General features: G+C 46.0%; 6 protein-coding genes. 2 read left to right on the plus strand and 4 right to left on the minus strand.

Annotated elements, in window-relative coordinates; translation table 11 throughout:
- Position 1: 1 nt before the first annotated feature.
- Together GA0116948_RS18735 and GA0116948_RS18740 are read left to right on the plus strand one after the other, a co-directional pair.
- The gene (locus GA0116948_RS18735) at positions 2-430 is read left to right on the plus strand and encodes a type II toxin-antitoxin system death-on-curing family toxin (protein ID WP_089715049.1); all 429 of its coding nucleotides are present in this window, start codon (positions 2-4) and stop codon (positions 428-430) included.
- A gap of 267 nt (positions 431-697) precedes the next feature.
- On the plus strand, positions 698-2,590 hold the full coding sequence (locus GA0116948_RS18740) for an SEFIR domain-containing protein (protein ID WP_089715051.1): 1,893 nt from the start codon (positions 698-700) through the stop codon (positions 2,588-2,590).
- 146 nt (positions 2,591-2,736) lie between these two features.
- Here the strand turns inward: GA0116948_RS18740 and GA0116948_RS21825 are convergent, their stop codons facing one another.
- The 4 genes from GA0116948_RS21825 to GA0116948_RS18755 form a co-directional block, all read right to left on the minus strand.
- Positions 2,737-2,919, minus strand: a complete 183-nt coding sequence (locus GA0116948_RS21825; protein WP_165798387.1) for a phage integrase SAM-like domain-containing protein — start codon at positions 2,917-2,919, stop codon at positions 2,737-2,739.
- 305 nt (positions 2,920-3,224) lie between these two features.
- Positions 3,225-3,722, minus strand: a complete 498-nt coding sequence (locus tag GA0116948_RS18745; RefSeq protein ID WP_089715054.1) for a dihydrofolate reductase — start codon at positions 3,720-3,722, stop codon at positions 3,225-3,227.
- Between the two features lie 25 nt (positions 3,723-3,747).
- Entirely contained in the window at positions 3,748-4,542 is a 795-nt protein-coding gene (locus GA0116948_RS18750) for a thymidylate synthase (RefSeq protein ID WP_089715056.1), read from the minus strand.
- Between the two features lie 121 nt (positions 4,543-4,663).
- A complete protein-coding gene (locus tag GA0116948_RS18755) occupies positions 4,664-5,848 on the minus strand; it encodes a proline dehydrogenase family protein (protein WP_089715058.1) in 1,185 nt (394 codons plus the stop codon).
- Positions 5,849-6,029: the final 181 nt, after the last annotated feature.

Raw genomic sequence — 6,029 nt, forward strand, 5'->3', positions numbered from 1 at the left:
CATGGGGTTTATATATTTTGATGTAAATCATGCTATCACTACCCACGATCAAATTTTAAAAATCTCCGGCGGTTTTGAAGGGGTCAAAAATCGGGGGGCTCTTGAAAGTATATTGTATCATATAACTAATGACGACTACTATCCCAGTTATATCGATAAGCTTACTCACCTGGTATTCGCTGTGAACAAAGGGCATTGTTTTGAGGATGGCAATAAACGGACTTCCATAGCACTTGGGGCATTTTTTTTAGAAGTAAACGGACTCGATGTTTTGGCTTCAAGGTTCATGATCGAAATGGAAAATATCGCAGTTTCCGTAGCTGACAATCTGATTGACAAAAATTTTCTTCACGAAATAATCGATTCAATTATAAATGAAGATGATTATTCTGAAGAATTAAAACTTAAAATCATAGACGCCTTGTCCTAGAATAATGCAGTATAGATGACGTGATAGTGGCGTTATTTGCAAGCCAGCATTTATTTCACCGTTTTGCAAAGTTGATGACCTTGGCACCTGACCGGAGAACAATATTGATTATTAATGATGCTTTAACATAAAATGGGAAGAAGATCAGAAAGGCCGAGAGTAAACTGTTAGCCCCCGCAAGCCCATTGCAACGCGCTTGAAACATGGATTCAAGGTTTTGTTCGCTAATTAATACATTTTTAAATTCCTTATTAAACTTTAGTGTTTATGGAACGGGATCTACGTCCGTATTCTTTCGATCATGACTTATCCTTTTACCAGAATAAAGATAACATTCCTAATCAGGAATTAGTTGATGAGATTATAGTCTACTTCACAGCTGGTGAAGGGGCCAGGGTATTTGATGCAAGGACCATCATGAATTTATCATATAAGGAAATTACTGAAGCTCAAAGAGACCGTGCACGGCCAGAGGACATATTTGGACATTTGGAAAATTTGCCTTTATCCGATCTTGAGCGCCACGTGTTGCTGGGTACTATGCTCAAATGGAGTGGAGGATATCCTGTAAATTTCATGGAAGAAGAACAGCAACGGGTCATGCTAGGTATACAAAAACGATTTCTGGCTTTTCCTGATGACACACCTGAAAAGGAATTTGCACGACGGGACGAAAAGCGTGCACAGCTTTTCCAGAGGCTGGGTATTGGGTTTACCAATGCTCTTCGATATGGAGTACCGGTAGAACAGATTTTTGCCGAAATGGAGGATGATGGAGAAGAATCGATAGAAAAGATATTCTCCAACTTTGAAAGTTTGTTCAGGGAGGCGGCCAGTCAGGGGACTTTTGGTGAATTGTCTAATAAGATGAGTTTTGCCATTCGCCTTTCAGAAGTAAACTACAGCTTCAATTTATGGTTGAGCGCAAACAAAGGTTGGGACGGTGTGGACGAGGTATTTTACTCCCAACACCTTACACAAAAAATCTTCGTAGAATATCTCCAATTCAGGCAAGACCAGGAAACTATTCGTAAGGAACAAACCATACAACGCAGGGCAAGCTGGCATCCGGTACCTGACCCAACACCCCCTGTAACAGATACAGTGGCCGAGACAAAATTTGCGTATGCTCCACCCGTCAATGATAAGGTGGATGTGCCCAGCGATTTAGTGTTCGTAACGTATAGCTGGGAAGAGCAAGAACACAATGAAAAGGTGCTCAGCCTCACAAACAATTTACTAGAAAGCGGAGAAAATGCCACGATGGACAAAAAGGAGATGCAGGATGAGACGGCACTGGAACTAAAGACGATGATGCTGCGTAGTATACAAAACGCGAGCAAGGTCATTGTAGTGCTCTCCCAGGGCTACAAAAAAAAAGCTGAAAGTGAAAAGGGGGGTGTATTTTTCGAATACAGGGCCATACTGTCAGAAATCGACAAATTCCCAAATAAATACATCCTGGTATCCTTTGAGCCTTTCAGTGACGACCTGTTACCGCTTGGCTTTGCAAACCGTACGGTGCTTCATATTAAAGACGATGCCAGCTATATTTCACTTTTGCACAAACTGCAAGATGTGCAAGAAATTAAATTTGCCGCCGTTGCCCCTACGAAACCATTGCTTACTGCAAGGGCAATACCGCCCTTGTTTCCTACAGAAGTATTAACGATCCCTACGCCCCCCCCAAAAGCACCTCCTATTTTGACCATTGGGGAGGAACGGGTAGCAGAAAGTATGCTTCCTTCCGATGAGCACTGGGTAATCCATAGCTTAAGTTCCCCGGCAGTTCAGATATTTGCACGGTTGTGGGTGGATGAAAAGAAAAATCTTGGATCCAAATGGGCGACAATCCCATCCTTAGAACCTGGCCATCAGAAGGAATTAATGTGGATCAGGCATTGTGATATCATTGAACTTGCATGGAGTGATGTTACAGGCTCAACATATTATCACCTGCGGATTCAGGGCCGAATTCCGGAAACTAAAGTAATTACCAAAGCAGAGTTAGAGGTCATCACTGGAAACGTTGGGGGAAATAATGATTTCCTTAACCGGGCATTAGTGGATTTCCTGCGTACTTTTAACCTGGATATATCAAAACTGCCTTTTGCGCAATACGAATACTTTCTACGTTCTCACAATATGTTGTTGCCTTGATGTTATTAAAAAACTGGCGCAAATTCCCGGCAGTACTCATGGTTATTCTGGCATATTAAATTACAAATACCAGCCCACCGAGGTCGGGAATAGCAAAGAGGGTTTTATTCTGGCGACTTAAGGCTTGGGAACCTTCTCTGTGGTAACTAAATGGTAAGTCTAATTCTTGTGGCCGAAGTTCGGGGAAGCCGACACTTCGTCAAATAGTTGCGAATGCGTGCGGCCATTTCTACATCAATTTCATCGAATGACAACTTGAGGTTAAACTTGTCCAAATGGCCAATGAAACTCGTATATTTCTCCCAGGTGCGATCTCTTAATTCTACAATTCGGGAGGGTTTCTGATATAATTTTTAAAGTAGTCGTTAAATATGGCTCGATTCCCTTTAAAGTTTAATTCCTTTTCGATGTGATAGTGTGGGAGCTTCTTTCCTGCATCGTGTAGCCGCTTATGAACACCGATCATTTTGGTCAAAAGTGCTTTAAAGGCATTGTTACTTTGGAAAGCTTATTGGCTAGTTGGTTTGACCCATGAATGATTTTTCCCGGACCATTCATCCTTAGTCGGGTTCTGGATACACCCCTGGTCTTCGCTTTTTATTCCAAAATGCTTGCCCTTATAGGTATTATTATTTCATTTTTCAATCCGGTCCCACACCTGGAAATCGTAGGCTACGGCGTGTTTTTCATCTGGCTCGTGGTAGTCTTGTTTTACCAGCCTGAATTGCGATGCATCGATGGGTGGATAGAAGGCATCACCTTCATAGTTGCCCATGATGCGGGTAATGTACTGGCGGTGACAATGGGGTAATGCCTGGTGAAATATCTGGCCGCCGCCGGTGATAAAAATCTCTCCGTTGCTATAGTGGCTGGCCAGTTCCAGCGCGGCATCCAGCGAAGGCACTACCTGTATGCCAGGCGCTTTAAAATCTTTATTGCGACTAATGACAATGTTCTCACGGTTAGGCAATGCTTTACCCAGCTCGTCGAAAGTTTTGCGCCCCATTACGATGGGGTGGCCGGTGGTCATTTGCTTAAAATATTTCATGTCGTTGGGCAAATGCCAGGGCAGGTGATTGTCTTTTCCAATCACGTTATTCAGCGAAGCGGCTACGATAAAAGCAATAGTCATCTGTACGTTTAATTTCTAGTAAAATTTACACCGCCACCGGGGCTTTGATGCCGGGATGGCTTTGGTAATGCAGCAGGGTAAAGTCTTCATATTTGAAATCAAACAGATCTTTCACACCAGGGTTTAGTTGCATTACTGGCAGGTCAAAGGGGGTACGGGAAAGTTGCAGGCGGGCCTGCTCTATGTGGTTACTGTACAAATGCACATCGCCAAAAGTATGAATGAACTCGCCTGGTTGCAGGCCACAAACCTGGGCCATCATGAGCGTGAGCAAAGCGTAAGAGGCGATATTGAACGGTACACCCAGGAACACATCTGCACTGCGCTGGTAAAGCTGGCAACTGAGTTTACCATTGGCCACGTAAAACTGAAACAGGCAGTGGCAGGGGCTTAAGGCCATTTGCGGCAGATCGCCCACGTTCCAGGCGTTTACGATGATGCGGCGGGAGTCCGGATTATTTTTGAGGGTGTGAAGGGCTTCTGTGATCTGGTCTATGGTGCGCCCGTCGCGGGTTTCCCAACTGCGCCATTGCTTGCCGTACACCGGGCCCAGGTCGCCATTCTGGTTGGCCCATTCGTCCCAGATGCGTACGCCATGCTCCTGCAGGTATTTAACGTTGGTATCTCCTTTCAGGAACCAGAGCAATTCGTAAATAATAGACTTGAGATGCAGTTTTTTGGTAGTGAGCAGCGGAAAACCTTCTTGCAGGTCGAAACGCAACTGGTGGCCAAACACGCTGGTGGTGCCGGTGCCGGTACGGTCTGTTTTCACCGCGCCGGTATCGATGATATGTTGTAAGAGGTGGAGATATTGTTCCATGGTAAATAATCTACGGGCTAAGATAGTTTATATTTTGAACGAAGGCGCGGCCCTTCCAGGGTCGCGCCTTAGCATTTATAAACATCGTGTGCATAACATTTTTTGGGTAATGGCTGGAAGCCTACCGTTCACTGGCCCTGCGCTTTATTTCCTTACGGATGAGGCCTAGTTCGCGGCCAGTTTGACCGGCGATCGAGGTGTTTTCCTGGGCGCGGCGCAGCAGGTAGGGCATTACATCTTTCACCGGGCCATAGGGCAGGTATTTAGACACGTGATAACCGCTGTGCGCCAGGTTGAAAGTGATATTATCGCTCATGCCCAGCAACTGGGAAAAATTTACATGGGGGTGTTGTGGGGGAATGCCTTTTTCTTGCAGGAGGCGGGCGGCCAGCATGCAACTATTTTCGTTGTGGGTTCCGATGAATACGGCCAGGCTATCCAGGCGTTCTATGCAAAATTGTACGGCAGCGTTGTAATCGTTGTCTGTGGCGGCTTTATTGGGCTGCACAGGGCTGGGATAACCCATTTCCAATGCCCGTTTCCGTTCTTTCTCCATGTAAGCGCCGCGTACTAGTTTGGCGCCCAGCAGGTATCCTTTTTCCCGGGCATTTTCTTCCGCCGTTTTCAGGGCGGCCAGGCGGCTGTGCAGGTAGAGCTGGTAAGTATTGTACACCACGGGCGTACCCTGGTTAAAGAGGGCCATCATGGCTTCCGCCAGTTCATCTACGGGAGGTTGTATCCATGATTCTTCGGCATCTATGAGTACGCGGATATTGTTTTTGGCGGCAGCTTCGCAGATCGTTTTAATACGCAGGTGTACACGATCATACTCGTCCTGCTCAGCGCTGGATAGGGGCTTTCCGGAGGCTACCTTTTCCAGCAGGGAAAAGCGGGCAAAACCGGTTACTTTAATGGCGATAAAGGGAATGTAGGGCTTACCGGCGGCGAAACGAATGGCGCGGGTAAATTCTTCCACTGCATGATCGTAATTGTGTTCTCCTTCCATAGCTTCTACCCCATAATCCAATACTACGCCCACGTTGTATTTACCTAGTACTTCGGAGGCAGCAGCAGCTTCGGGCATATTTTCCCCCCCGCAGAACTGGGAAAAAATGGTGGATTTAATAAGCCCTTTAATGGGCAGTCCTATTTTCAAGGCCAGGGGCATGGCGGCAGCACCCACTTTTACCAGCCAAGGCCGGCCCATGGCGGAAAACAAAAAGTTGGCTTTTTTTAATTGCTGGTTGGTTTTGGCTTCGAAAGCGATGCCGGTGTTCTCGAATGACAAGTCAAACTGCTGTTCCATGGGGCGCAAAGTTAGGGGAAAAACAATCGAGTAGGAAGGTAGGGATTAATTCCCTACCTGTCCTCTCACACCACCGTACGTACCGATCGGTATACGGCGGTTCCTTAATTTAGTTCCGAGCTTTCAGGTAACAGTCGGTCAGGGATACATACCCAGCTTCGGTGAGCCGTTCGTTAGTAAC

It is taken from the genome of Chitinophaga costaii (assembly GCF_900094705.1).
GTDB lineage: Bacteria > Bacteroidota > Bacteroidia > Chitinophagales > Chitinophagaceae > Chitinophaga > Chitinophaga costaii.